The 24,834-nt window shown below is 65.2% G+C and carries 18 protein-coding genes and 1 pseudogene; 15 read left to right on the plus strand and 4 right to left on the minus strand.

Annotated features, from left to right (window positions below; all coding sequences use genetic code 11):
- Nucleotides 1-247, plus strand: a pseudogene (locus IEX32_RS06775) (acyl-CoA dehydrogenase family protein); the annotation flags it as partial.
- Nucleotides 248-266: 19 nt separating this feature from the next.
- Here IEX32_RS06775 and IEX32_RS06780 read toward each other — a convergent pair.
- The 3 genes from IEX32_RS06780 to IEX32_RS06790 form a co-directional block, all read right to left on the minus strand.
- Entirely contained in the window at nucleotides 267-1,586 is a 1,320-nt protein-coding gene (locus IEX32_RS06780; RefSeq protein WP_188769799.1) for a L,D-transpeptidase family protein, read from the minus strand.
- Nucleotides 1,587-1,605: 19 nt separating this feature from the next.
- Nucleotides 1,606-1,854, minus strand: coding sequence for a hypothetical protein (locus tag IEX32_RS06785; RefSeq protein WP_188769801.1), 249 nt, complete (start codon nucleotides 1,852-1,854; stop codon nucleotides 1,606-1,608).
- Between the two features lie 63 nt (nucleotides 1,855-1,917).
- A complete protein-coding gene (locus IEX32_RS06790; protein WP_188769802.1) occupies nucleotides 1,918-2,841 on the minus strand; it encodes an SMP-30/gluconolactonase/LRE family protein in 924 nt (307 codons plus the stop codon).
- Between the two features lie 143 nt (nucleotides 2,842-2,984).
- On the opposite strand from IEX32_RS06790, the gene IEX32_RS06795 reads away from it, so the two are divergent.
- Together IEX32_RS06795 and IEX32_RS06800 are read left to right on the plus strand one after the other, a co-directional pair.
- On the plus strand, nucleotides 2,985-3,935 hold the full coding sequence (locus IEX32_RS06795; RefSeq protein ID WP_229736210.1) for a hydroxyacid dehydrogenase: 951 nt from the start codon (nucleotides 2,985-2,987) through the stop codon (nucleotides 3,933-3,935).
- Nucleotides 3,932-4,738: a 4-carboxy-4-hydroxy-2-oxoadipate aldolase/oxaloacetate decarboxylase gene (locus tag IEX32_RS06800; RefSeq protein ID WP_188769805.1), complete on the plus strand. Its 807-nt coding sequence runs from the start codon at nucleotides 3,932-3,934 to the stop codon at nucleotides 4,736-4,738. The genes IEX32_RS06795 and IEX32_RS06800 overlap by 4 nt, the downstream gene beginning before the upstream one ends.
- On the opposite strand, the gene IEX32_RS06805 is transcribed toward IEX32_RS06800, so the two are convergent.
- Entirely contained in the window at nucleotides 4,647-6,437 is a 1,791-nt protein-coding gene (locus tag IEX32_RS06805) for a DUF389 domain-containing protein (protein ID WP_188769807.1), read from the minus strand. The two genes, IEX32_RS06800 and IEX32_RS06805, sit on opposite strands and share 92 nt — an antisense overlap.
- A 301-nt stretch (nucleotides 6,438-6,738) precedes the next feature.
- Between IEX32_RS06805 and IEX32_RS06810 the strand changes: the two genes are divergently transcribed.
- From IEX32_RS06810 to IEX32_RS06865, 12 genes are all read left to right on the plus strand, one after another.
- On the plus strand, nucleotides 6,739-9,168 hold the full coding sequence (locus IEX32_RS06810; protein ID WP_188769809.1) for a glycogen/starch/alpha-glucan phosphorylase: 2,430 nt from the start codon (nucleotides 6,739-6,741) through the stop codon (nucleotides 9,166-9,168).
- A complete protein-coding gene (gene glgB / locus IEX32_RS06815; protein WP_188769810.1) occupies nucleotides 9,165-11,339 on the plus strand; it encodes a 1,4-alpha-glucan branching protein GlgB in 2,175 nt (724 codons plus the stop codon). The genes IEX32_RS06810 and glgB overlap by 4 nt, the downstream gene beginning before the upstream one ends.
- A 16-nt stretch (nucleotides 11,340-11,355) precedes the next feature.
- Nucleotides 11,356-12,615 carry a glucose-1-phosphate adenylyltransferase gene (glgC, locus tag IEX32_RS06820; protein ID WP_188769813.1) on the plus strand — a complete coding sequence of 420 codons (1,260 nt, stop codon included), beginning with the start codon at nucleotides 11,356-11,358 and terminating at the stop codon, nucleotides 12,613-12,615.
- Nucleotides 12,616-12,653: 38 nt separating this feature from the next.
- On the plus strand, nucleotides 12,654-14,111 hold the full coding sequence (gene glgA, locus IEX32_RS06825; RefSeq protein WP_188769815.1) for a glycogen synthase GlgA: 1,458 nt from the start codon (nucleotides 12,654-12,656) through the stop codon (nucleotides 14,109-14,111).
- Nucleotides 14,108-15,913 carry a glycogen debranching protein GlgX gene (gene glgX / locus IEX32_RS06830; RefSeq protein ID WP_188769817.1) on the plus strand — a complete coding sequence of 602 codons (1,806 nt, stop codon included), beginning with the start codon at nucleotides 14,108-14,110 and terminating at the stop codon, nucleotides 15,911-15,913. The genes glgA and glgX overlap by 4 nt, the downstream gene beginning before the upstream one ends.
- A 114-nt stretch (nucleotides 15,914-16,027) precedes the next feature.
- Nucleotides 16,028-16,606 carry an ANTAR domain-containing response regulator gene (locus IEX32_RS06835; RefSeq protein WP_188769818.1) on the plus strand — a complete coding sequence of 193 codons (579 nt, stop codon included), beginning with the start codon at nucleotides 16,028-16,030 and terminating at the stop codon, nucleotides 16,604-16,606.
- Between the two features lies 1 nt (nucleotide 16,607).
- A complete protein-coding gene (locus IEX32_RS06840; RefSeq protein ID WP_188769820.1) occupies nucleotides 16,608-17,816 on the plus strand; it encodes a CmpA/NrtA family ABC transporter substrate-binding protein in 1,209 nt (402 codons plus the stop codon).
- A 228-nt stretch (nucleotides 17,817-18,044) separates the two neighbouring features.
- Nucleotides 18,045-19,475 (plus strand): CmpA/NrtA family ABC transporter substrate-binding protein, encoded by a 1,431-nt coding sequence (locus IEX32_RS06845; RefSeq protein ID WP_229736212.1) that lies wholly within the window; start codon nucleotides 18,045-18,047, stop codon nucleotides 19,473-19,475.
- Nucleotides 19,476-19,506: 31 nt separating this feature from the next.
- A complete protein-coding gene (locus IEX32_RS06850; protein WP_188769822.1) occupies nucleotides 19,507-20,544 on the plus strand; it encodes an ABC transporter permease in 1,038 nt (345 codons plus the stop codon).
- Nucleotides 20,545-20,557: 13 nt separating this feature from the next.
- The gene (locus IEX32_RS06855) at nucleotides 20,558-22,255 is read left to right on the plus strand and encodes an ABC transporter ATP-binding protein (RefSeq protein WP_188769824.1); all 1,698 of its coding nucleotides are present in this window, start codon (nucleotides 20,558-20,560) and stop codon (nucleotides 22,253-22,255) included.
- Between the two features lie 301 nt (nucleotides 22,256-22,556).
- On the plus strand, nucleotides 22,557-23,795 hold the full coding sequence (locus IEX32_RS06860; protein WP_188769827.1) for an alginate export family protein: 1,239 nt from the start codon (nucleotides 22,557-22,559) through the stop codon (nucleotides 23,793-23,795).
- 136 nt (nucleotides 23,796-23,931) lie between these two features.
- On the plus strand, nucleotides 23,932-24,753 hold the full coding sequence (locus IEX32_RS06865; RefSeq protein WP_188769828.1) for a formate/nitrite transporter family protein: 822 nt from the start codon (nucleotides 23,932-23,934) through the stop codon (nucleotides 24,751-24,753).
- Nucleotides 24,754-24,834: the final 81 nt, after the last annotated feature.

Raw genomic sequence — 24,834 nt, forward strand, 5'->3', positions numbered from 1 at the left:
CTTCCAGCTCATCCAGGCCAAGGTCGCGGACATGTACGTCGCGCTGCAATCGGCGCGCGCCTATGTCTATGCCGTGGCGCGGGCCTGCGATGCCGGCCGCACCACCCGCTTCGATGCGGCGGGGGCGATCCTGCTCGCCAGCGAAAGCGCGTTTCGCGTGGCGGGCGAGGCGGTGCAGGCGCTGGGCGGCGCGGGCTATACGAAGGACTGGCCGGTCGAGCGCTACTTGCGCGATNCGGGCGCGCTCGGCCGATCGTTTTACGGGCTTATCTGTCGTGCCCGTAGACGTCGTCGAGCAGGGCAACGCGCTTCTTCGCGGTCGTGGCGGTCAGATAGGTGAGGTAGACCGGCACCGGCGCCGGCAGCGCAATCGCCTGTTCGGGCTCCTTGCTCTTGGTGGTGACGGGCTTGCCCAGCATCCACTTGCCCAGCTCCGCCGCCTTTTCCAGACGGATGCAGCCGTTGCTGAGATGACGGCCGGCCTTGCGCAGCAGGTCGGTGTTGGGCGTGTCGTGCAGATAGATACCGTGATCGTTGGGGAAAACGAACTTGACCTTGCCCATCGAGTTCCACGGCCCCGGCAGTTCGCGGACTCGCACGTCCTGCTGCCCGGCGGCGACCGCCTGCCAGTCGACCGTGGCCGGATCGATGACCCGTGGATTGGCGCTCCAGTCCGAGAGCACCTGCATGTGCATCGATTCCAGCGTGCGGCCGGCCAGGATCTTGCGCGCTACGTTGCTCCGCGTGAGATAGTCGGGAACGTTCCAGTAGGGATTGACGATCGCATAGTTGATGCGGCCCGCGAGCATCGGTGTCTGTGTTTCGGGTGCCCCGACGACGACGCGCATCGTACCGGCTTCCTCGCCGTCCTGATAGTACCAGAGCCTCGCCGTCGCCGCATCGACGACGATGTGCCGCACGTCCGCGGAAGGCAGCACGCGCGCCCGTTCGAGATTGAGGCGCACAGTCTCGACCACGCGCGTGTCGACCCCGTTTGCAAGGGCGGAGCGCAGCAGCTCGCGCATGCGGGTGTAGTGCGGGCTCATCCAGCCCATGTTGGCGAGATAGCGGCTGAAATCCTTGCGGGTCGCGACCCGCAAGATGGCATCATCGCTCAGTCGCGGCGGTTTGAGCTCGTCGCCGACGAATTCCATGCCGACATCCCTGGTGCGGCGCATGTCTTCCACGTAGCGGACGAAGGCTTTCGACAGCGCGACCTCAGCTTCGGCAAGATCCCTGGCGTCGTGGCTGTCGGCGCGGGCGATATCCTCGCGCAGATCGTCCGGATCGTAGCGGGAGGTTCTGAGGCCGTCGAGCCCGGCATCGTCCAGGTAGCGCAGAAGGACCTGGGAGTCGGACCCGATCAGATCGCCGTCGATCCAGATCGGGCGATAGTCGCGGGATTTGTAGAACTTCCCGATTTTTCCGCCAGCTTCCCGGGCGATAGCGCTGGCCACGACAGCTTCGCGGGACGCAGCGACCTGTTCGGCTTCTGCCTGGGCATGAGCCTGACCGGAAATTGCGATCACCAACGCGCTGAACAACGCGGCCGAGACGAGGCCACGGGAACACTGGCGGAAAATCATCGTGTGTCGGCTCTACCCTTTAGCCGCGCTCACCGGTCGTGCTCGGCGGCGGTGGGGGAGGCGGCGGCGGTGGCACGTAGTTCGGATGATAGACGCCGTCCTGCGTGTAATAGCCGTCGACGATGCCGTCACCGTCCCTGTCGGCCGCGACCGAGCCGGAGACAGCGCCCGGTGGTGGAGGCGGCGGCAGAGGCGGTTCTTCCTTGGGGGCGCAACCGGCGAGCGCAAGGCCGCCAACCGAGGCGAGAATGAGGTATCTTGTCTTCATCGGGATTCCCTCTCAACCAAAGTGCCGTCATCAACGCCCGACGAGGCTTCCGGTTCCGTCTCATCAGACGCTTGCCGGATAGATTTCGCGCCCCGGCACGGGCATCTCCGCGCGGTAGACCGTCCCGGTGCTGGATTCGGTGAAGTAGAGCCACCTGTTGTCCGGCCCGCCATAGGCGGCATTGGTGGTATAGCGGCCTTCGGGCACATCTATGCGGAGCATGGGCTCGCCGCGATCGCTGAAAAGCCAGACCGCGCCGAACCCGACGTGGCAGACCGCAAGGTTGTCGTTCTCGTCGATGGCGAGCCCATCCGGACCGGAGCCGCCGGACATCTGGATGAACGTGCCGACTTTGCTGATAACGGCGCCGTCGCCCAGCAGCGGGCAGCGCCAGATCGCGTTGGCCCGCGTGACGGCGAGGAGCAGCGCGGTCTCGGCCTTGTTGAGCACGAGGCCGTTGGGCGAGGGGATGCCGTCCAGCAGCAGTTCCAGACGCGCGGTCCCGGCGCGCACGCGGAACAGGCGCCCGTTGGGGTTGTGCCAGCCCGACTGGCCCTGATCGGTGAAATAGATATCGCCGTTCCTCGCGACGGTCAGGTCGTTGCAGCCCAGGAACGGTTCGAGCAGGTAGCGCTCGAACCACGGCTCAGTCTTGCCGGTCGCCGGGTCGCAGATGACCATGCCCCGGTGGTGGTCGGCGACGAGCAGGCGCCCGTCGCGCAGGAATTTCATGCCGTTGGGCTGACCGTCGTATTCGAAACCCACGTCGCAGGTGCCATCCGGCGCGATCCTGAAGAGGCGGCCCCAGGGTATGTCGGTGACCCACAGATTGCCCTGTCCGTCGAACACCGGGCCTTCGAGGAAAACCGGCGCCGCCGCGCCGTGAAGCTGGACCCGCGCCCATTCGGTCGTCTCGCCGAAGCGGCGGAACCCGTCCGGAATGCGGCAGAAGACTTCGGCGGTGACGGCGGGCGGGGCGGCGAACATCGTGCTCTCCTGGATCGGATACTTTTTATGGGGGCGGGCGTAACGGGTGTTGACCTCGCGCGAAAGACCTTTCACGAAACGAAATCGAGAAACATGCCGTATCGTATACATAATCGGCTCGAAGAGAGCGAAGGATTACAGTTTTGCGCGAACTCGTATGCATTATCGACCCTATCCATCCTATGGGCGTGGAGCGCATCGCCGCCACCCATGACGTGATCGGGGCAGAAGGCTGGCGCGGTGACCCGCGACTTGTCGATGCCAGCGTGATCGTGATCCGCACCAGTCAGCTCGGCGAGGATGTTTTCGGCTCGATGCCCCGGCTCAAGGCGATCGTGAAGCACGGGGCGGGCGTCGACAACATTGACGTTTCTGCCGCGAGCCGGCGCGGGATCATGGTCGCGAACACGCCGGGCGGCAACAATTCCACGGCCGTTGCCGAGGGCGCGGTCGCAATGATGCTCGCGCTGCTGCGGCAAGTGCGCGAGATGGATGCACTGGCGCGCGAGAATCGCTGGGATGAACGCTGGGGCATCCGGCTGGGCGACCTGACCGGCGCGAGGATCGGCCTGATCGGCTTCGGCCGGATCGCCCGCCACGTTGCGAGGATATGCATAGCAGGCTTTGGGGCGAAGGTCGGCGCGTACGATCCCATGGTGCCGGGCGAAGAGATCCGCGCTGCCGGCGTGGAGCCGATGGACCTTGCCGGCGTGCTCGCCCGCGACGTGGTCTCGATCCACACGCCGCTGACCGAGGGCACGCGCGGCATGATCGACACGCTTGAGCTTGGCCTGATGCAGCCGCATGCCATCCTCGTGAACTGCTCGCGCGGGGGCATCGTCGACGAGGCGGCATTGGCCGACGCCTTGCGTGCCGGCCAGATCGCCGGCGCGGGGATCGACGTGTTCGACGCGGAGCCGCCGGCCGCCGACAATCCCCTGTTCGGCCTGCCCAATTGCCTGCTTTCGCCGCACGTCGCGGGCGTCACCGAGGCGGGCATGAAGGACATGGCGCTGAACGTCGCGAAAGTCATCGAAACCGTTAGCCGGGGCGAGGTCCCGGACACGCTGATCAACCCGGAGGTCCTGCAATGACGCAGCCCACGAAGTCCGTCATCTACAGCAAGGTTCCGCGCCCCGATGCCGCCCTGATCGCGCGCGCCGCGAAATTCGGCATTGCCGACCTGCACGAGGGGCTTGGCGCCGTCGCCGGGCGCATGGGCCTGATGAGCCCCGCCATGGCGCCAATCGCGCCGGGGCAGAAGGTCTGCGGGCCTGCTGTGACCGCGTGGAACTATCCGGGCGACAACCTGGCGATCCACGCGGCGCTCCATACCGCCGAGGCGGGCGACGTGCTCGTGCTCACCAACGGCGGTGGGCATCAGGGCGCGCTCTGGGGCGACGTTGCCTGTACGTTCGCGAAGGAGAAGGGTCTTGCCGGAACCGTCGTCCACGGAGCCACGCGCGACGTCGATGCGATCCGCGCGCTGGGCTATCCGGTGTGGAGCACCGCAATCTCTGTCGAGCACCCGGAAAAGCGCGGGCCAGCGGCCGTCAACGTGCCGATCGTCGCGGACGGGGTGCTGGTCGAACCCGGAGACGTCATCGTCGGCGATTCGGACGGGGTGCTGGTGATCCCGCGCGCGCTCCTCTTTGCGGCGGTGGAGAACGCCGAGGCGCGCGCCGCAAGGGAAGTGGAATTCCGCCGCCGTATCGGCGAAGGCGAAATGCTCTTCGACATCCTGGGCATGCGCCAGACCGTCGCGGACCTCGGCATCGAGATCAGGGACTGCACCTGGGAGGAAGCTACTCCGCCGCCGTCTTCTCCGCCGTCTTCTCCGCAGCCGCCTTTTCCGCCGCGATCCGCGCCGCTTCAGCGGCCTGCTGAGAAGGACTGAGGGCGTAGACGCGGATTGTCGCGGTGGGAGGCGGGGCTTCCGTTCCGGCCGTTTCGTCCGCCGCCCCGGTGGCTGGCGCGGAGGGCCGCACCTCGGCTTCGATCCCCGCATCGATGAGCAGCTTGACGAGCGCGGGCAGCTTCTGTTCGGCGGTGCCCGAGACCGTGACCTTGCCCATGCCCCAGCGCTGAAGGGCCCACAGCGCGAGGTCCGCCCCGATCGCGCCCGTGGGGGCGTTCGCGGCGTCGGTCGGGGCGAGCAACACGGTCAGCGACGAGCGCGCCGGCGGCACCACGCGCACGGTCCAGCCCTGCACCGCTTTGCCGGCCCGCTGCTCGGTCGCGCGGTAATCAGCCAGCGTCCATTCGGGCGCGGGGATCGGTTCGATATAGACGGTGCGCTGCGCGCGGTCGCTCCAGACCGCGCGAGTCGGCAGGCCGACGCTCTGACGGATCGCGTTGAACGGCGGCACGTCGGCGGCGATGCCGGCGGCGGTGCGCTCCATCGCGGCATCGACCATGGCGCGGGTCTGTGCCTGCACGTCGGCGGCGAGCACTTGCTGGAGGTTGATCTGCACCACCTCCCCGAGTTTTTCGTGTAACAGTTCTTCTGCCGATGCCTCGGCGTTGGCGGTGTAGTTGCGGGCGATTACCAGTGCGTTGACCGAAGGCTCTCCGAACACGCTTGAATTCACGTCGAGCTGCGCGATGGTGACGCCCTCTTCGCCGCACGCCTCCAGGATCGCGCTGCGTGCGGCGGAGCGGATCTGCGCTTCTTCCGACAGCTTCATCAGGGTCATCGACAGCGGCGTGCCGAGCGCGAGGAAAGCGGTAACCAGAATGGCAACATAGCGGGGCGTCCATTCCACTTTGCCGAAGGGCCGGGCGGCTCCGGACAGGCGCGCGATCACGGCGAAGGCAAAGGTGATCGCGGCAAGGTTGGTAAGGAACAGCAGCAGCGCGCCCAGCGTGAACATCGGCTGGAGCACGCCGATGCCGTAGCCGATGACGGTCAGCGGCGGCATCAGCGCTGTGGCGATGGCGACGCCGATCGCCGTGCCGCCCTTGCCGATCACGGTCGCATAGCCGCCGGCGATGCCGGAAAAGAGCGCAATGGCAAGGTCGAGCAGGTTGGGTTCGGTGCGCGCGAGGATTTCCGGCGTGGCATTGCGGATCGGCGAGAGCCAGGTCAGCAGCAGCCCGGTGATGATGCCGACCGCCGCCCCGATCGCGACGACTCTTGCCGCGTCGCGGATGCGATGCCCGTCGAGCGAGGCAAAGCCGAAGCCCAGCGCCGCGATCGGGCTCATCAGGGGCGAGACGAGCATCGCGCCAATCACGACCGCGGTGGAGGATTGCAGCAGGCCCAGCGTCGCGATCCCCGCCGCGAGCGCGGACATCAGGATATAGCCGTTGGTGAGTTGGCCCTCCCTGCGCACCGTCTGGCGCAGGTCATAGGCAAGGTCCGGGGTCAGCTGGGGCAGGAGCACTGCTTTGGCAATGCGGATGCGGATGAGGTGGATGAAGGCCGCGATGCGCCGTACCCATCTTGGGCGCTTCTTCCATGCGGCCGCGATCTTCCGGGCGAATGCGGCGTTGGGTTCGCGCTGAGCATTGGCACCCGGCGCTGGACGCGCGCCGCGCGGGGTGCCCTGTCCGGGCAGCGTGACTTCGGGCGCTGCGGTGGAGTCGTCGTCCATTCCTATTGTTCCAAGAGCGGGCGCGCGGCGGCGATGAGCGCAATCAGGTCATGCATGGGGCGGACTTAGCTTGAGGCGCAAGTATTTCCTAGGGCGGGGGCAGGGCGTTGTAGCGGCGCTCGCGGTCGCGTCCGATTATTTTTTCGGCGCTGCACAATGGCTCTTGCCGGAATGCCGGGCTGTGATAGCCATTACGCGGAAGATTGGGAACGGGACGGGGATCGCCCCCGTATAGGCGAAACCAGGTTCCGCGGCCGGCCGCCTGGAACGGCGCCGGAACGGCCTTTCTCAGGAGTCGCTCATGGCAACAGATCCTGTCTCCCCCATCCTGGCCCCGGGTCCATCGGAATTCGATGCGCATATCGTCAGGGTCCTGCGCCACCGCATCGGCAAGAACGAGCGCGCGGCGAAGATGCACGACTGGTATAACGCGTCGATCTATGCGCTGCGCGACGCGATCATCGATCGCTGGATAGAGTCCACGCACCGCACTTATGAGAGCGGCGCGAAGCGCGTCTATTATCTCTCGATGGAATTCCTGATCGGGCGGCTCCTGCGCGATGCCCTGTCCAACATGGGCATGACCCGCGAGATGGACGAAGCCCTGCGCGCCCACGGGCTCGACCTTGCCGAGATCGAGGAACTGGAGCCCGACGCCGCCCTTGGCAACGGTGGCCTCGGACGGCTCGCCGCCTGTTTCATGGAGAGCCTGGCGACGCTCGACATTCCGGCCTACGGTTATGGCATCCGCTATGTGAACGGCATGTTCCGCCAGCGCATCAAGGACGGCTGGCAGGTGGAACTGCCTGAGACCTGGCTGGCCCATGGCAACCCCTGGGAGTTCGACCGGATGGAATGCTCCTACCGGATCGGTTTCGGGGGCGAGGTCTTGGCCCGGGACGACGATGTCGTCTGGAAACCGGCCGAAGAAGTGGAGGCAAGCGCCGTCGATACCCCGGTTGTCGGCTGGCGGGGCAAGCGCGTCAACACGCTGCGGCTGTGGACCGCGAGCCCGCTTGACCCGATCAGGCTCGATGCCTTCAATGCCGGCGACCACTTCGGCGCGCTGGAGGAACAGGTCCGCGCCGACAGTCTGGTGCGCGTACTCTATCCCGCCGACGGCACGCCCGCCGGGCAGGAACTGCGCCTGCGGCAGGAGTATTTTTTCACCGCTGCCTCGATCCAGGACATCGTGCGCCGCCACGTCCAGTACGCCGACGATATCCGCACGCTGCCAGATAAGGCCGCGATCCAGCTCAACGACACGCACCCATCAGTCGCCGTGGCCGAACTGATGCGCCTCTTCATCGACGAGCACGGGCTGGAGCTGAACGAGGCCTGGGAACTGTGCAAGAAGACGGTGTCCTACACCAACCACACGCTTCTGCCCGAAGCGCTGGAATCCTGGCCTCTGCCGCTGTTCGAGCGGCTGCTGCCGCGCCACATGCAGATCATCTATGCGATCAACAGCCGCATCCTGCGCGAGGCACGCAAGGCGGGCTGCGACGATGCGCGGATTTCGGCGATCTCGCTGATCGACGAGAGCGGAGAGCGGCGCGTGCGCATGGCGAACCTGGCCTTCGTGGGCGCTCATTCGGTCAACGGCGTGGCGGCGCTGCATACAGAGCTGATGAAGAAGACGGTTTTCGCCGATCTCCATCACCTCTATCCGCAGCGCATCAACAACAAGACCAACGGCGTCACCCCACGCCGCTGGCTGCACCAGTGCAATCCGGGGCTGACGCGGGTGATCCGCGAGGCGATCGGCGATGCGTTCCTCGACGACGCGGAGAAGCTGGCCGACCTCAATGCGCTTGCCGACGACGGCGCGCTGGGCGAGCGGGTCGCCGAAGTGAAGCGGGCCAACAAGGTCGCGCTGGCCGACCATATCAAGCAGACGATGAACATCCGTCTCGATCCCGACGCGCTGTTCGACGTGCAGATCAAGCGCATCCATGAATACAAGCGTCAGCTTCTCAACCTGATCGAGACGGTCGCGCTCTACGACCAGATCCGCAGCCATCCGGAGCGCGACTGGGTGCCGCGCGTGAAGATCTTCGGTGGCAAGGCGGCGCCGACCTATCACAACGCCAAGCTGGTCATAAAGCTGGCGAACGACATTGCCCGAAGAGTGAACTCAGACCCCTCGGTAGGGGGCCTGCTCAAGGTCGTCTTCGTGCCCAACTACAATGTCTCGCTGGCCGAACGCATCATTCCGGCCGCTGATCTTTCCGAACAGATATCGACCGCCGGCATGGAAGCCTCGGGCACCGGAAACATGAAGCTCGCGCTCAACGGCGCGCTGACCATCGGTACACTCGACGGCGCCAATATCGAGATCAGGGACCGCGTCGGTGACGAGAACATCGTCATTTTCGGCCTCACTGCCGAGCAAGTGGCGGAAAAGCGCGCGAACGGATATGATCCGCGCGAGGTGGTCGAAAGCTCGCTTGAGCTGGGGCAGGCGCTTTCGGCGATCGCTTCGGGGGTGTTCTCGCCGGATGACCCGAACCGCTATGCCGAGCTGATCGGCGGCATTCACGACCACGACTGGTTCATGTGCGCGGCCGACTTCGACAGCTATGCCGCGGCGCAGCGCGCGGTCGATACCCGTTGGGAGGACCAGGCCGGCTGGCGGGCAGCCGCGATCCGCAACATCGCCAATGTCGGCTGGTTCTCGTCGGACCGGACGATCGCCGAATATGCCAGGGACATCTGGAACGTCCGGTGAACCCATCCCAGAGCGCCATCGAATCCCTGCTTCAAGGTACCCACGCGGACCCCTTTGCCTTGCTTGGCGCCCATGCCGGTCCCACCGGAACGCATGTCCGGGCAATGCTGCCCGGCGCGGAGCAGGCCGAAGCTTTCGCCCTCGGTGGCGAGTTCCTTGGCATGCTGGGCAAAGTGGATGAACGTTTCCTCTTCGAAGGCCGCATATCGGCCCCTCCGCAGCCTATCCGGTACCGCTGCGCGGCCGACGGGCGAGACTGGCTGGTAACCGATCCCTATACTTTCGGTCCCGTGCTGGGTCCGCTCGACGACCTGCTGATCGCGGAAGGAACGCACCAGCGCCTGTTCGACAAGCTGGGCGCGCATATCATCGAGCATGAGGGCGCGAAAGGCGTCCATTTCGCCGTCTGGGCACCCAACGCGCGCATCGTCAGCGTCGTGGGCGACTTCAACGACTGGGATCCCAAGCGCCACGTCATGCGGAGCCGCCGGGACATCGGCGTGTGGGAGATCTTCATCCCGGACATCGGCGACTATCGCGCCTACAAGTATCACATAGTTGGAGGCGATGGCGCGGTTCAACCGCTCAAGGCCGATCCCTTCGCCTTCATGTCCGAAGTCCGGCCGGACACCGCCTCGGTGACGGCTTATCCCGCCAAGCTCGACTGGGGCGACGAGGCGCACCGCGCGCATTGGGCCGCGGTCGATCCGCGCAAGGTGCCGATCTCGATCTACGAGGTCCACGCCGGTTCCTGGCAGCGCGATCCGTGGAACTGGTTCCTCAACTGGGATGACCTCGCCGACCGGCTCATCCCCTACGTGGTCGATATGGGCTTTACTCATATCGAGTTCCTGCCGATCAGCGAGCATCCCTACGATCCTTCATGGGGCTACCAGACCACCGGCCTTTTCGCGCCCAGCTCGCGCTTCGGAGAGCCGGCGGGCTTCGCGCGTTTCGTCGACGGGGCACACCGCGCCGGGGTTGGCGTCATCCTCGACTGGGTGCCCGCCCATTTCCCGACCGACGAGCACGGCCTGATCCGCTTCGACGGTACCGCGCTCTATGAGCATGAGGACCCCAGGCTCGGCTATCATCCCGACTGGAAAACGCTGATCTACAACTTCGGCCGGCGGGAGGTTTCGAGCTTCCTCGTCAACAACGCGCTGTTCTGGGCGGAGCGCTACCATGTCGACGGGCTGCGCGTCGATGCCGTCGCTTCGATGCTCTACCGCGATTACTCGCGCAAGGAGGGGGAGTGGATTCCCAATCCGCAGGGCGGACGGGAGAACTGGGAAGCCGTGGACTTCCTGCGCGCCACCAACCGCGCGCTCTATGGCCAGCATCCCGGCTTCATGACCATCGCCGAGGAGTCAACCGCCTGGCCGGGCGTCACTCAACCGGCGTATGACGTGCAAGGTGGGGAAAGGCCCTCGGCACTGGGCTTCGGCTTCAAGTGGAACATGGGTTTCATGCACGATACGCTGCGCTATATGCACCGGGATCCGGCGCATCGCCGTTATCACCATGACGACATCACCTTCGGGCTGATGTACGCGTTTTCCGAGAACTTCGTGCTGCCGCTCAGCCACGATGAGGTCGTCCATGGCAAGGGCTCGCTGCTGGGCAAAATGTCGGGCGACGACTGGCAGCAGTTCGCGAACCTTCGCGCCTACTACGCATTGATGTGGGGCTATCCTGGCAAGAAGCTGCTGTTCATGGGGCAGGAATTCGCCCAGCGCCGCGAATGGAGCGAGGAGCGCGCGCTCGACTGGGAACTGCGCGACGCGCCCGCCCATGAAGGCGTGCGCAGCCTGGTGAAGGACCTCAACCGGCTCTATCGCGAGAAGCCGGCGCTTCACGCGGGCGATTGCGACGCGGCCTGTTTCGAATGGCTGATTGTAGACGATGCCGAAAACTCGGTCTTTGCCTGGCTGCGCAAGGCGCCCGGCGCAAGGCCGGTGGCGGTGATCGCGAACATGACGCCGGCGCTGCGCGGCGACTATCGGGTGCCGCTGCCGCACGAGGGAACGTGGAACGAGATCCTGAACAGCGATTCGGTCCATTATGGAGGTTCGGGCACCGGCAATCTGGGGCAGGTCGAGGTGTCGGGCGGGGCTGCCCGTGTGACACTGCCGCCACTGGCCACCGTGATGCTCGAATACGGGAGCTGAAGCAGGGGAGAGGGTTATGAGAAGTCCGATCGGTCAGCCTTTGGCGCGCGACGCCATGGCCTATGTTCTTGCGGGCGGGCGGGGCAGCCGTTTGAAGGAACTGACCGACAACCGAGCCAAGCCCGCGGTCTATTTCGGCGGCAAGGCGCGGATCATAGATTTCGCGCTGTCCAACGCGATCAATTCCGGCATCCGCCGTATCGGCGTCGCCACCCAGTACAAGGCGCATAGCCTGATCCGCCACATGCAGCGCGCCTGGAACTTCATGCGGCCCGAGCGCAACGAGAGTTTCGACATCCTGCCCGCCAGCCAGCGCATTTCCGAACTGCAGTGGTATGAAGGCACGGCCGATGCGGTCTACCAGAACATCGACATCATCGAATCCTATGCGCCCCGGTACATGGTGATCCTGGCGGGCGATCACATCTACAAGATGGACTACGAGCTGATGCTGCAACAGCACGTCAGCTCCGGCGCGGACGTGACCGTGGGCTGCCTTGTCGTGCCGCGCGCGGAGGCGACCGCCTTCGGCGTCATGCATGTCGACAAGGCGGACCGCATCACCGCCTTTGTCGAAAAGCCGGCCGATCCTCCGGGCATTCCGGGACAGGAGGACATGGCGCTCGCCTCGATGGGGATCTACGTCTTTGAAACCCGGTTCCTCTTCGAGGAGCTGCGCCGCGATGCCGCTGACCCGGATTCCAGGCACGATTTCGGCGGCGACATCATCCCCTACATCGTCAGGCACGGCAAGGCGCAGGCCCACCGCTTTACCGACAGCTGCATCCGCGCCGCCGAGGAGATCGAGGAGTACTGGCGCGACGTCGGCACCGTGGATGCCTATTTCGAGGCCAACCTGGACCTCACCGACGTAGTCCCCAAGCTCGACATGTACGACCGGGAATGGCCGATCTGGTCCGACGCCGTTGTCGCCGCGCCTGCGAAGTTCGTGCATGACGAGGACGGGCGGCGCGGCATGGCGATCTCCTCGCTGATCTCCAACGACTGCATCGTCTCGGGCGCGACGGCGCGGCGATCGCTCCTGTTCACAGGCGTCAAGATGGGCAGTTATGCCAGCGTCAATGAGGCCGTGATCCTGCCCCATTGCAACATCGGTCGCGGCGCGCGCCTCAGCCGCGCGATCGTCGATTCCGGCGTGCGCATTCCCGAAGGCCTGGTGGTGGGCGAGGATCCGGTACTCGATGGACGCCGTTTCCGCCGAAGCGAGAACGGCGTGTGCCTGATTACCAAGCCGATGATCGACCGGCTGACGTGAGCATGCCTCTCTGCAATTGGTCGGGAAGGTACTGAGCGGTGCCGATGAAAGTCCTTTCCGTCGCGTCCGAGGCTGTGCCGCTGGTGAAAACCGGCGGGCTGGCCGATGTTGCTGGAGCCCTGCCGGGCGCCGTCGCCCAGCACGGCGTTGCGATGACGACCCTGTTGCCGGGCTACCCCTCGGTGCTCAAGGCCCTGCCGCGCGCGCGTACCGTTCATAGCTGGGACTCGCTGCTCGGCACGTCGGCGCGGCTGCTCTCGGGCAAGCTCGGGGAACATCCCCTGCTCGTGCTCGATGCGCCCGCGCTCTATGACCGGGAGGGCTCTCCCTACAGCGACGCCGCCGGGCGCGACTGGGATGACAACTGGCGCCGCTTCGCCGCGCTCGGCCGGGCAGCGGCGGATATTGCCGGCGGTGCGATCGTGAAGCGGGGCAAGCCGCAGGGCTTCGATCTCGTCCACGCGCATGACTGGCAGGCGGCAATGGCGCCCGCCTATCTGCATTTCGCGCCTCTTGGGACGGAGGCTGTCCCCTCGGTGGTGACGATCCACAACATGGCCTTCCAGGGCTGGTTCGATCGCAAGGCCTTTGCGCAGATGGGGCTGCCCGCCTCCGCCTGGACTATGCACGGGGTCGAGTACCATGACGGCGTCGGGATGCTGAAAGCGGGCCTTGCCTGCGCCGCTGCGGTGACCACGGTCAGCCCCACTTACGCCCGCGAGATACGCACCGGCACGTTCGGCATGGGGCTGGAAGGCCTCATCATCGCGCGGGGAAACGCCGTTTCGGGCATTCTCAACGGCATCGATATCGACCGGTGGAACCCCGGCAGGGACAAGGCGCTGGCGGAGACCTACACCTGGCGCACGCTCGAAAGGCGCCTCGCCAACAAGCGCGCGCTGGAGGCGGAGTTCGGGCTGGACGAGGATGACGGGCCGCTGTTCATCGCGGTCACGCGTCTGACCTGGCAGAAGGGCATGGACGTGATTCCCCAGGTGCTTGACCATCTGGTCGGGCTCGGCGGACGGCTGGCACTGCTCGGTTCGGGCGATCCGGAGATCGAGCGGGCGCTGTTCGAGGGCGCGGCGCGTCATCAGGGGCGCGTCGCTATCCGCCTCGGCTATGACGAGGATCTCTCGCACCGCATGCAGGGCGGGGGCGACGCGATCCTTGTGCCCTCGCGCTTCGAGCCTTGCGGGCTCACCCAGCTCTATGGGCTTGCCTATGGCTGCATTCCCGTCGTGTCGCGCACCGGAGGCCTCGCCGATACGGTGATCGACGCCAACCCGGCTGCGCTTGCCGCCGGTTGCGCCACCGGCATCCAGCACGATGGCGTGAGCCACGATGCGTTGTCGGCGGCGCTCACGCGTGCCGCCCAACTCTACCGCCAGGGCGAGGTCTGGCATCGCGTCCAGAAGAACGCGATGAAGTGCGACTTCTCATGGACGGCGAGCGGCAAGGCCTATGCCGATCTCTACCGCTCGCTCATCGCATGACCACGCTGGGCGCCGTTGTGGGCGAGGGGCTGACGCGCTTCGCGGTCCGGTCGCCGCGCGCCGGGCGGGTCTGGCTGTGCCTCTTCGAAGGCGAGGTAGAGACACGCCACGAAATGGTCCGCGAGGGCGAGGTCTGGTCGATCGCGCTTCCTGGCAATCTTGCCGGCGCACGGTACGGCTACCGCGCCGAAGGGCGGTGGGCGCCGCCGGAGGGCTGCTGGTTCGATCCGGCCAAGCTGCTTGTCGATCCCTATGCCGTCGAACTCGACCGCCGCTTCGTGCAGGATCGCCGCCTCGGGCTGTTCGGCGAGGATACCGCGGCCATCGTGCCTCGCGCGATCGTCCCGGCCCCTTGCGAACCGCTGCCAAAGGACGCGCCGTGTTTCGCCGCAGGGGGGCTGATCTACGAGATCAACGTGCGTGCCTTCACGATGCTGCATCCCGGCGTACCCGAGGCGCTGCGCGGGACCGTGGGCGCGCTGGCGCATCCCGCGGTTCTGGCGCACCTGAGGAAACTCAACGTCGCCGCCGTGGAACTCATGCCGGTCGTCGCCTGGATCGACGAGCGCCACCTGCCGCCTCTGGGCCTCGTCAATGCCTGGGGGTACAACCCGGTCGCGATGATGGCGCTCGACCCCGGCCTGTGTCCCGGCGGAGTCGCGGAACTGCGCGATACGATCGCCGCGCTCCATGCCGAGGGGATCGGCGTCCTGCTCGACCTCGTGTTCAACCATACGGGTGAGAGCGACATGCAGGGTGGCGTCCTCTCGCTGCGCGGGCTGGACGATGAGGTCTACGCCCGCGCTGCTGACGGGGCGCTGGTCAACGATTCCGGCTGCGGCAACACGCTGGACTTTGCCAATCCGGTGGTGCGCCGCCTCGCGCGCGATGCGATGCGCCATTTCGTGCTGAATTGCGGCGTCGACGGCTTCCGCTTCGATCTCGCCCCGGTACTCGCGCGCGGTCCGGGCTTCGACCCCGCCGCGCCGATCTTCGCCGAGATCTCGGACGATCCGGTCCTTGCCGACCGGGTGCTCATCGCCGAGCCATGGGACATCGGCCCCGGTGGCTACCGGCTCGGCAATTTCCCGGCGCACTGGCTGGAATGGAACGACCGCTTCCGCGACGACGTGCGACGCTTCTGGAAAGGCGAGGAGGGCGTCGGCAAGCTGGCGACGCGGCTCGCCGGTTCCTCCGACATTTTCGGGCCGCACTGGCCGCACGCGGACTGCCGCTCGGTCAATTTCCTCGCCGCGCATGACGGATTCACGCTGGCCGACACGGTCTCCTACGAGCGTCGCCACAACGAGGCCAATGGCGAGGGGAACCGCGACGGCCACGGCGAGAACTTCAGCTGGAACAACGGCATCGAGGGGCCGGCCCATGACCCGCATGTGCAGGCCCGGCGCGCTTCGGATATGCGCGCGCTGCTCGGCACGCTCTTCGCCTCGACTGGAACGATCATGCTCACCGCCGGCGACGAGTTCGGGCGCAGCCAGCGCGGCAACAACAACGCCTATTGCCAGGACAACGCAATCGGCTGGCTCGACTGGGAGAATCGCGACCGCGAGCTGGAGGATCACGTCGCCCGGCTCTCACTGGTCCGGACGAAGCGGCGTGGGTGGTTCGCGCGCTTTCCCGACACTGTCGAATGGCATACCCTCGGGGGCCATCCCAAGACGACCGCCGACTGGGAAAATCCGCATAGCGCGGGCTTCGTTTACGAGGCGCGCGAGGAGGAAGGCGGCATCCGCGTCGAGGTTCGCCGGCATGAGCGCGAAGTGCGGGTGAGCGCGATCTGACAAAGCCTCTTGCCATGGACCCGCTTTGCCGCAATTAGGCAGGGCCTCGCCAGGCCTCCCCTCGTGCCTGCGCTCTTGCCAAATGACACTGCTGCGCTGCACAATGGGTCCGCCATGCGAATAGCCGTAATCGACGAAAGCGCCGCGCGCGCCTCGATCATTCAGGAGGGGCTGGCCACCCTCGAAGACTGCGATATCTTCGTGGTGACCGAAAGGCGCGGGCTGCTGGCGCGGATCGGCGAGATCAATCCCGATATCGTCCTGATGGACCTCGGCAACCCTTCGCGCGACATGCTCGAGGAGTACTTCGCGGTGAGCCGCGCGCTCGACCGGCCGATCGCCATGTTCGTCGACGAATCGGACGACGAATCCATCGTCGCGTCCGTGGAGGCAGGCGTCTCGTCCTATGTCGTCGATGGGCTCGCGGCGGGCCGGATCCGGCCGATCCTCGATCTCGCGATCACGCGTTTCAATGCCTTCTCGCGGCTGCAAAACGACCTTGCCGAAGCCAAGGGCAAGTTGGCCGAGCGCGAGACGATCGATGCGGCAAAGCGCATCCTCATGAAAAGCAGGGGCCTGCCCGAACCAAAGGCCTATGCGGAAATGCGCAAGGCGGCGATGGACCAGGGCAAGCGGATAGTCGACATCGCGGAGGCTATCGTGACGGCGGACCGGCTGATGGGGGGACAATGACGTGAGCACCGAACTGACCATCGGCTTCCTGCCCCTGGTGGACGCCTGCCTGCCGATCCTCGCGAAGGAACACGGCTTCGCCGAGGATGAGGGCGTCTCGATCTCACTCGTGAAGGACATGAGCTGGGCGACGGTGCTCGACCGCCTGCTCTACGGCCATTCCGACGCCGCGCACCTTATCGCGCCACTGGCGATTGCCACGACGCTGGGGCGCGGCCGGCCGGCGCAGGCGCTTTCGGTGCCCTTCGTGCTGGGTCTCAATGGCAATGCGGTGACGCTGCGGCCGGAAATCGCGCGGCGGGTGCGCCCGGAAGGGCAGATCGGCGATCCTGCGAAAGTCGGCGCCGCGCTCAAGGAGATTGCCGCCGAGCGCAAGGCAGCCGGGCGGCCGCTGAACTTCGGTGTGGTTCACCGCTATTCCAGCCACAATTACATGCTGCGATATTGGCTCGCGGGCTGCGGCATCCGGCCTGATGTCGACGTCGACGTCACGACCGTCCCGCCGCCGTTCTGCGCCGATGCGCTCAAGCAGGGCGAGGTTGACGGGATCTGCGTCGGCGAGCCGTGGAACAGTGTCGCGGTCGAGCAGGGCGTGGGCGAGATCGTGCTGTCCACCGCGCAGATCTGGCGGCGCGGGGTGGAGAAAGTCCTGGCCCTGCGCGAACAGGTGCTCGACGAGAAATGCGAGGCCGTTCAGCGCCTGATCCGGGCGCTGTGCAGGGCGGGCGCCCACTTTGTCGATCCAGCGAACTGGGACCTCAATTCGGCGATTCTCGCGCGGGGCGAATATCTCGACGGATCGGCGGAACTGATCCGCCGCGCCATTTCCGACCGGATGCTGATTTCGCGTGGCGGAACCACGATCCATTACCCGGATTTCATGTTCCAGTACCGCGAGGCCGCGAACTTCCCGTGGGTCAGTCAGGCCGAGTGGCTCTACACCCAGATGGTGCGCTGGGACAACATTCCCTTCGATCCCGAAGACGCGCGCAAGGCCGCCCGGGTCTTTCGACCGGACGTTTACCGCAGTGCACTGTTGGGAACCGGAGAACCCCTCCCGGGGGCCAGTTCGAAGGTGGAAGGCAGCCTCGAGGCAAGCATGGTCGTGGGCACGCAGCAAGGTGCCATGCAAATGGAATCAAACAGGTTTTTTGACGGAAACGTGTTCGATCCGAGCGATATGAAAGGGTACCTTTCCCGGCTGCCGTAGCAGCAAAATATTTGTGCACCGCAAAAAAGACTTTACGCGCCGGGAACGAATCGCCTACACATTCGGTGTCGCAGGACGGACGGCTCTCAAGGACGAGTGCCTATCGTGTCCGGTCTGCGTGTTTCAACAATCAGTGGCAACGTAGCCGCCCGATGTAACCCCCAGGGGGTTCGCGTCGAGGCGGCTTTTTCTTTTTACGTTTGCCGCCCGGACGTGGGGTTGGTTCGCATGAGCATGAAACAGGGGTTCGGATTTACGCGCCGTGCGGCGGTTGTCGCATTGCTTGCCAGCGTCGCGCTGGCGGGCTGCGGCAGCAAGAGCGAGGCGCCGGCAGGCGATGCGGTGAAGGCTGCGGCCGCGCCGGGCGCGGTTGAAAAGCCGGTGCTCAAGCTCGGCTTCATCAAGCTGACCGACATGGCGCCGCTGGCCATCGCCAAGGAAAAGGGCTTCTTCGCCGAGGAAGGCCTCAACGTCACGCTCGAGCCGCAGGCCAACTGGAAAGTTCTGCTCGACGGCGTGATCGGCGGCCAGCTCGACGGCGCACACATGCTCGCCGGCCAGCCGATCGCGGCGACCATCGGGTACGGCACCAAGGCCGACCTGATCGCCCCCCTCAGCCTCGACCTCAACGGCAACGCCATCACCGTCTCCAACAAGGTCTGGGACATGGTCAAGGCCGACCTGCCAAAGGGGCCGGACGGCAAGCCCACGCACCCCATCTCGGCATCGGTCCTGAAGCCCGTCGTCACCAGCTTCAAGCAGCAGGGCAAGCCCTTCAAGATGGGCATGGTCTTCCCCGTTTCGACCCATAACTATGAACTGCGCTACTGGCTGGCGGCCGGCGGCCTCAACCCCGGCTACTACACGCCGGGTGATGTGGGCGGCACGGTCGCGGCCGACGTCCAGCTCTCGGTCACCCCGCCGCCGCAGATGCCCGCCACGCTCGAGGCCGGCACCATCGAAGGCTACTGCGTCGGTGAGCCTTGGAACCAGGCTGCCGTGCAGAAGAAGATCGGCGTGCCGATCATCACCGACGACGAGATCTGGAACGACAACCCGGAGAAGGTCTTGGGCCTGCGCAAGGACTTCGCCGACAAGTATCCGGGCACCACGGCGGCCATGCTGCGCGCGATCATCAAGGCGCAGCAGTGGCTTGATGCCGACAATGGCAAGAACCGCGCCGAAGCCGTGAAGATCCTTTCTCAGGCCAACTACGTCGGCGCTGACGAGGAAGTGATTGCCGCTTCCATGACCGGCAAGTTCACGTTCGAGCCGGGCGATACCCGCGATGCCCCCGGCTTCAACATCTTCTTCGACAAGTTCGCCGGCTATCCGTACTACTCCGACGCTATCTGGTATCTCACCCAGATGCGCCGCTGGGGCCAGATCCCCGAAGATCACGCCGACCAGTGGTATTTCGACCAGGCCAAGGCCGTCTATCGTCCAGACCTCTACCTTGCGGCCGCCAAGGGCCTCGCTGAGAAGGGCGTGATCCCGGCGGAAGCGATCCCCGAAACCGATGGTTTCCGGGGCGAGCAGAGCGGCTTCATCGATGGCGTGACCTACAATGGCAAGCTGCCCAACGCCTATCTCGCAAAGTTCAAGATCGGCCTGAAGAAGGGCCAGAAGGTTTCGGCTTCCGGCGTCACCGGAAACTGAGACCAGAATAAAGAGTCCGAGGAGAATTTCGATGGCAACCGCTTTTGCTGATGCAAAGCCGGCCGAAACGGAGAATACCGTGGCTGTAACCGCAACCGCACAGGTGGCAACCGAAGTCGAACCTGCCGAGGTGGCACCCGCTGCCGCCCCCGGCAAGGTTCAGGAGCTTGTCACGAAATTCGGGAAGGGGCTCATGGCCCCTGTCCTCGGCATCGTTGCGTTCATTGCCCTGTGGGCGGTTCTCGCTCCGCAGGTCGACACCTCGCTCGGCGCGCTTCCCGGTCCCGTGGAAGTCGCCGAGCAGGGCGCGTCGCTCTACGGCGAATGGCAGGCTTCGAACGAGGCCAAGGCCGAGTTCTACGCCGTGCAGGATGCGCGCATCGCCGCCGGCACCCAGGCCGTGGCCTTCGACTATGCCGGATCGCCGACATTCCTCGACCAGGTCGGTACCTCGCTCAAGACCGTGGCGCTTGGCTTCGCGCTTGCGACACTCTTCGCGGTTCCGATCGGCCTCGCCGCCGGCCTTTCGCCGATGTTCAACGCGGCGATCAACCCGCTGGTGCAGATCATGAAGCCGGTCAGCCCGCTCGCCTGGCTGCCGATCGTGACCATGGTCGTATCGGCGACGATCACCAGCGCCGATCCGATGCTCGCCAAGAGCTTCGTGATCTCGGCCATCGTCGTCATGCTCTGCTCGCTCTGGCCGACGCTCATCAATACCGCCGTGGGCACCGCCTCGATCGACAAGGACCTGCTCAATGTCGGCCGCGTGCTCAGGCTGGGTACGTTCCAGAAGCTGACCAAGCTCGTGCTGCCAAGCTCGCTGCCCTACATCTTCACCGGCATGCGCCTGTCGCTGGGCGTGGGCTGGATGGTGCTGATCGCGGCGGAAATGCTGGCGCAGAACCCCGGCCTCGGCAAGTTCGTGTGGGACGAATTCCAGAACGGCTCCAGTCAGTCGCTCGCCCGCATCATGTTCGCGGTCATCGTCATCGGCCTGATCGGCTTCCTGCTCGACCGGATCATGATGATGCTCCAGGCCTTCGTCAGCCGTAACCGCACAGTCTGAGGGGAACCACCATATGGCCACGATCCTTTCGCTCCGGGGTGTCTCCAAGTCCTACAAGGGACAGCAGGGCGGCGTTACGCAAGTGCTCGACGGTATCGACCTCGACGTCGAGGAAGGCGAGTTCGTCGCCATCCTCGGCTTCTCGGGGGCGGGCAAGACCACGCTGATCTCCTCGATCGCCGGCCTGATCGAACCCGACGCGGGCGAGATCCTGCTGCGTGGGCGCCAGATCCAGGGGCCGGACAAGGATCGCGGCCTCGTGTTCCAGTCCTACTCGCTGTTCCCCTGGCTGACGGTGGAAAAGAACGTCGCGCTCGCCGTCGATGCCGTCCACAAGGACCGCTCGAAGGAGGAGCGCGCGGCGCTGGTCAAACAGAAAGTCGAACTCGTGGGTCTTGGCCATGCCATGGACCGCAAGCCCGCGCAGCTCTCGGGTGGCATGCGCCAGCGCGTCGCGGTGGCCCGCGCGCTCGCCATGGAGCCCGAAATCCTGCTGCTCGATGAGCCGCTTTCCGCACTTGACGCGCTCACCCGCGCCAAGCTGCAGGACGAGATCGAGCGTATCCGCAAGGAAGAAAAGCGCACGATCATCCTTGTTACCAACGATGTCGATGAAGCGCTGCTGCTGGCCGACCGGGTGGCGGTCCTGACGCCCGCGCCTTCGGCCACCATCGGCCAGATCTACGAAGTGGACGTGCCGCGTCCGCGCGACCGCGAGGCGGTGAACGACGATCATCACTTCCAGGCGCTGCGCAAGCAGATTGTCGGCTACCTCGGCCAGCTCAACGAGCAGGGGTCGAGCGTGGGCGAGAGCAGTGTCGCGCTGCCCGAGGTCGTGCCGCTCGATCTCTTTGCCGGCAAGAAGGAAGTGGAATTGCCGGCCGCTTATCAGGAGGCTGCGAAAACCTCGGTCGACCGGCGCTATCTGGAATTCTACAAGCTTCACAAGGTTTACCCGACGCCGAAAGGCCCGCTCGCCGTCGTCGAGGACTTCAATCTCCTCATGGACAAGGGCGAGTTCATCTCGCTGATCGGCCACTCGGGCTGCGGCAAGTCGACCGTGCTGACCATGGCTGCCGGCCTCAACGAGATCAGTTCTGGCGGCATCGTTCTCGACAACCGGGAGATCGACGTTGCCGGCCCCGACAAGGCCGTCGTGTTCCAGGCGCCGAGCCTGATGCCCTGGCTCACCGCGCGTCAGAACGTCGCGCTGGGCGTCGAGCGGGTCTATCCGCATGCCACCAAGGCCGAACGCCGCGACATCGTCGATTACTACCTCGACCGGGTCGGCCTGGGCGAAGCCAGGGACAAGATGGCGGCCGAAATGTCGAACGGCATGCGCCAGCGCGTTGGCATTGCCCGCGCTTTCGCGCTGTCCCCGCGCCTGCTGCTGCTCGACGAACCGTTCGGCATGCTCGACAGCCTCACTCGCTGGGACCTGCAGGACGTGCTGGTGGAGACCTGGAACCGCACCAAGGTCACCGCGATCATGGTCACCCACGATGTCGATGAGGCGATTCTGCTCGCTGACCGCGTGGTGATGATGACCAACGGCCCGCGCGCCACCATCGGCAAGATTCTGAAGGTAGACCTGCCGCGCCCGCGCGATCGCAAGGCGCTGCTCGATCATCCGCAGTTCTATCAATACCGGCAGGAAGTGCTGCACTTCCTGGCCGAATACGATCACGGTCCGGCGACCAAGGCCGCCTGACAAAATATGCGTCGTCATCCCGGGCTCGCCCGGGACCGGCGGCGGTCGTTCGGCGCGGCCTCCCGGCGAGGCCGTGGGTAAACACCGCCAGCGGTCCCGGGTCGAGCCCGGGATGACGCAGGAAGATAAGCGCGCGCTCATGAGGGGCGGCGGCGGGCAACGAGGCCCGTCCGTTCGACGCGCGGACATCGCCCGGGGATTGGGAGACCGGGCAGGCTTAGCGGCGGGCAACGGCGTCTGCCTTCGTATCCAATGTTTGGAGGGGTGCCCCGCGGAACAGCACCCTTGGAGGCTTATGCTTATGAAACCTGCACTTACACTTGCCGCCTTGTTCGCCACTACCGCGTCGCTGGCGATTGCCGCTCCGGCCCAGGCAAAGGCCGGCGATCCGGTCAAGGTCAGCGACAATCTCACCATCGACCCGATTATCGAGGGCGTCCTGCGCTATGAGCACGTCGATCAGGATGACCTGAACCTCGATGCCGATGCCCTGACCATCCGCGTGCGCGCCGGTGCCGAAGTCACCACCAACGGCCTGTCGCTGCTGGCCGAGGCCGAAGGCACACTGGCCATCATCGACAACTACAATGACACCATTCCCGGCAACAATGGGTTCCTAGGCGCAGAGCCCTATTCGGTCGTCGCCGATCCCCAGAACGTCGAACTGAACAGGCTGCAACTCTCCTACAAGGCCAGCGGCAGCGCGGTGACGATTGGTCGCCAGCGGATCGTTCACGATGCAGCGCGCTTCGTCGGCAATGTCGGCTGGCGTCAGAACGAGCAGACCTTCGACGCCATTCGCGGCGAGACCAAGGTCGGCCCGGTCGCGCTCGACCTGGCCTATTCGATCTCGCAGCGTACCATTTTCGGAATCGACAGCCCCAACGAGTTCTTCGACGGCAATTTCATTCTCGCCAACGGCGGCTTCGACATCAAGCCGGTCAAGGTCAAGGCCTTCGCCTATCTGCTCGACTATGACACCCGCCTTGCCTTCTCGAGCCAGACTTACGGCTTCCTCGCCAAGGGCGCCCTGCCGCTGGCCGAGGGCTTCAACCTCGACTTCCTGGCGAGCTATGCCAACCAGCAGGACTACAAGCTCAACCCGGTGAGCTACTCGGCGGACTACATCAACGCCGAACTCGGCGTCTCGGTAATGGGCTTCGGTCTCAAGGGCGGCTACGAGGAACTGGGCAGCGACGACGGCGTCGCCGCGTTCCAGACCCCGCTGGCAACGCTCCATGCCTTCAACGGCTGGGCCGACCTGTTCCTGACCACGCCGGCGGCGGGCCTGCGCGACTACTACGGCGGCCTGTCCAAGAAGTTCGGCAATGCCGGTCCGCTCAAGGGGCTGAACGCGCAGGTCATCTACCACAAGTTCGAGAGCGATTTCGGCAGCGTCGACTACGGCCAGGAATGGGACGCGAGCCTTGGCTTTGCGGTCAAGGGTTACCCGATCCTGCTCAAGTACGCCAATTACGATGCCAAGAACTTCGGAACCGACACCGAGAAGTTCTGGCTGCAGGTCGCGTTCAAGTACTGATCTGAAGTAGAAGGCTCTGGCTGCAGTCCGTGTCCAAGTTCTCGAGCGGAACGCAGCCAACCTTCATTTAACGGCAAGGATAAAGTCAAATCACGGGTCGCCGCAGACCCAATTTTGCAACGGGGAGTAACAAGCGATGGCTTATCTCGCACCTTCGGAATTTGTCACCAAACTGATAGATGCTGGTGAATCCAAAATCCTGATGTCCACCAAGGACACACTGATCCGCGCCTATATGGCCGGTGCCACCCTGGCGCTGGCAGCGGCTTTCGCCGTGACCATCAACGTCCAGACCGGAGAGCCGCTTGCCGGGGCCATTCTGTTCCCGGTCGGCTTCTGCATGCTCTACCTGCTCGGTTACGACCTGCTGACCGGCGTCTTCGTGCTCTGCCCGCTTGCTGTGTGGGATAAGCGGCCGGGCTGCAACTGGAGCGGCGTCATGCGCAACTGGGGTCTGGTGTTCACCGGCAATTTCGCCGGCGCGCTGACCACTGCCTTGCTCATGGCGATCTACTGGACCTACGGTTTCTCGACCGAGCCCAGCGAAGTCGGCGCCAAGCTCGCCGGTGTCGGCGTTTCGCGCACCGTCGGTTATTCCGAGTACGGCATGGCCGGATGGCTGACCATCTTCGTGCGCGGCATGCTGTGCAACTGGATGGTCTCGACCGGCGTGGTCGGCGCGCAGATCTCCACCACCGTCACCGGCAAGGTCGTCGCCATGTGGATGCCGATCATGCTGTTCTTCTACATGGTCTTCGAGCACTCGATCGTGAACATGTTCCTCTTCCCCACCGCGCTGATGCTCGGCGGTGACTTCACCATCGGTGACTACTTCTGGTGGAACGAGATTCCGACCGTGCTGGGCAACCTCGTCGGCGGCCTGACCTTCACTGGTCTGATGCTCTACACCACTCACGTGCGGACGAATCCCAAGCGCGTGGTCAAGATTGCGGCCTGAGCTATCCCCTTGGCTGCAAACGACCGGGAGGGCCTTCATGGGCTCTCCCGGTTTATCCGGGGGCTCTCGCTTATGATCATT

The sequence above is a fragment of the Novosphingobium endophyticum genome, assembly GCF_014640675.1.
Lineage (GTDB): Bacteria > Pseudomonadota > Alphaproteobacteria > Sphingomonadales > Sphingomonadaceae > Novosphingobium > Novosphingobium endophyticum.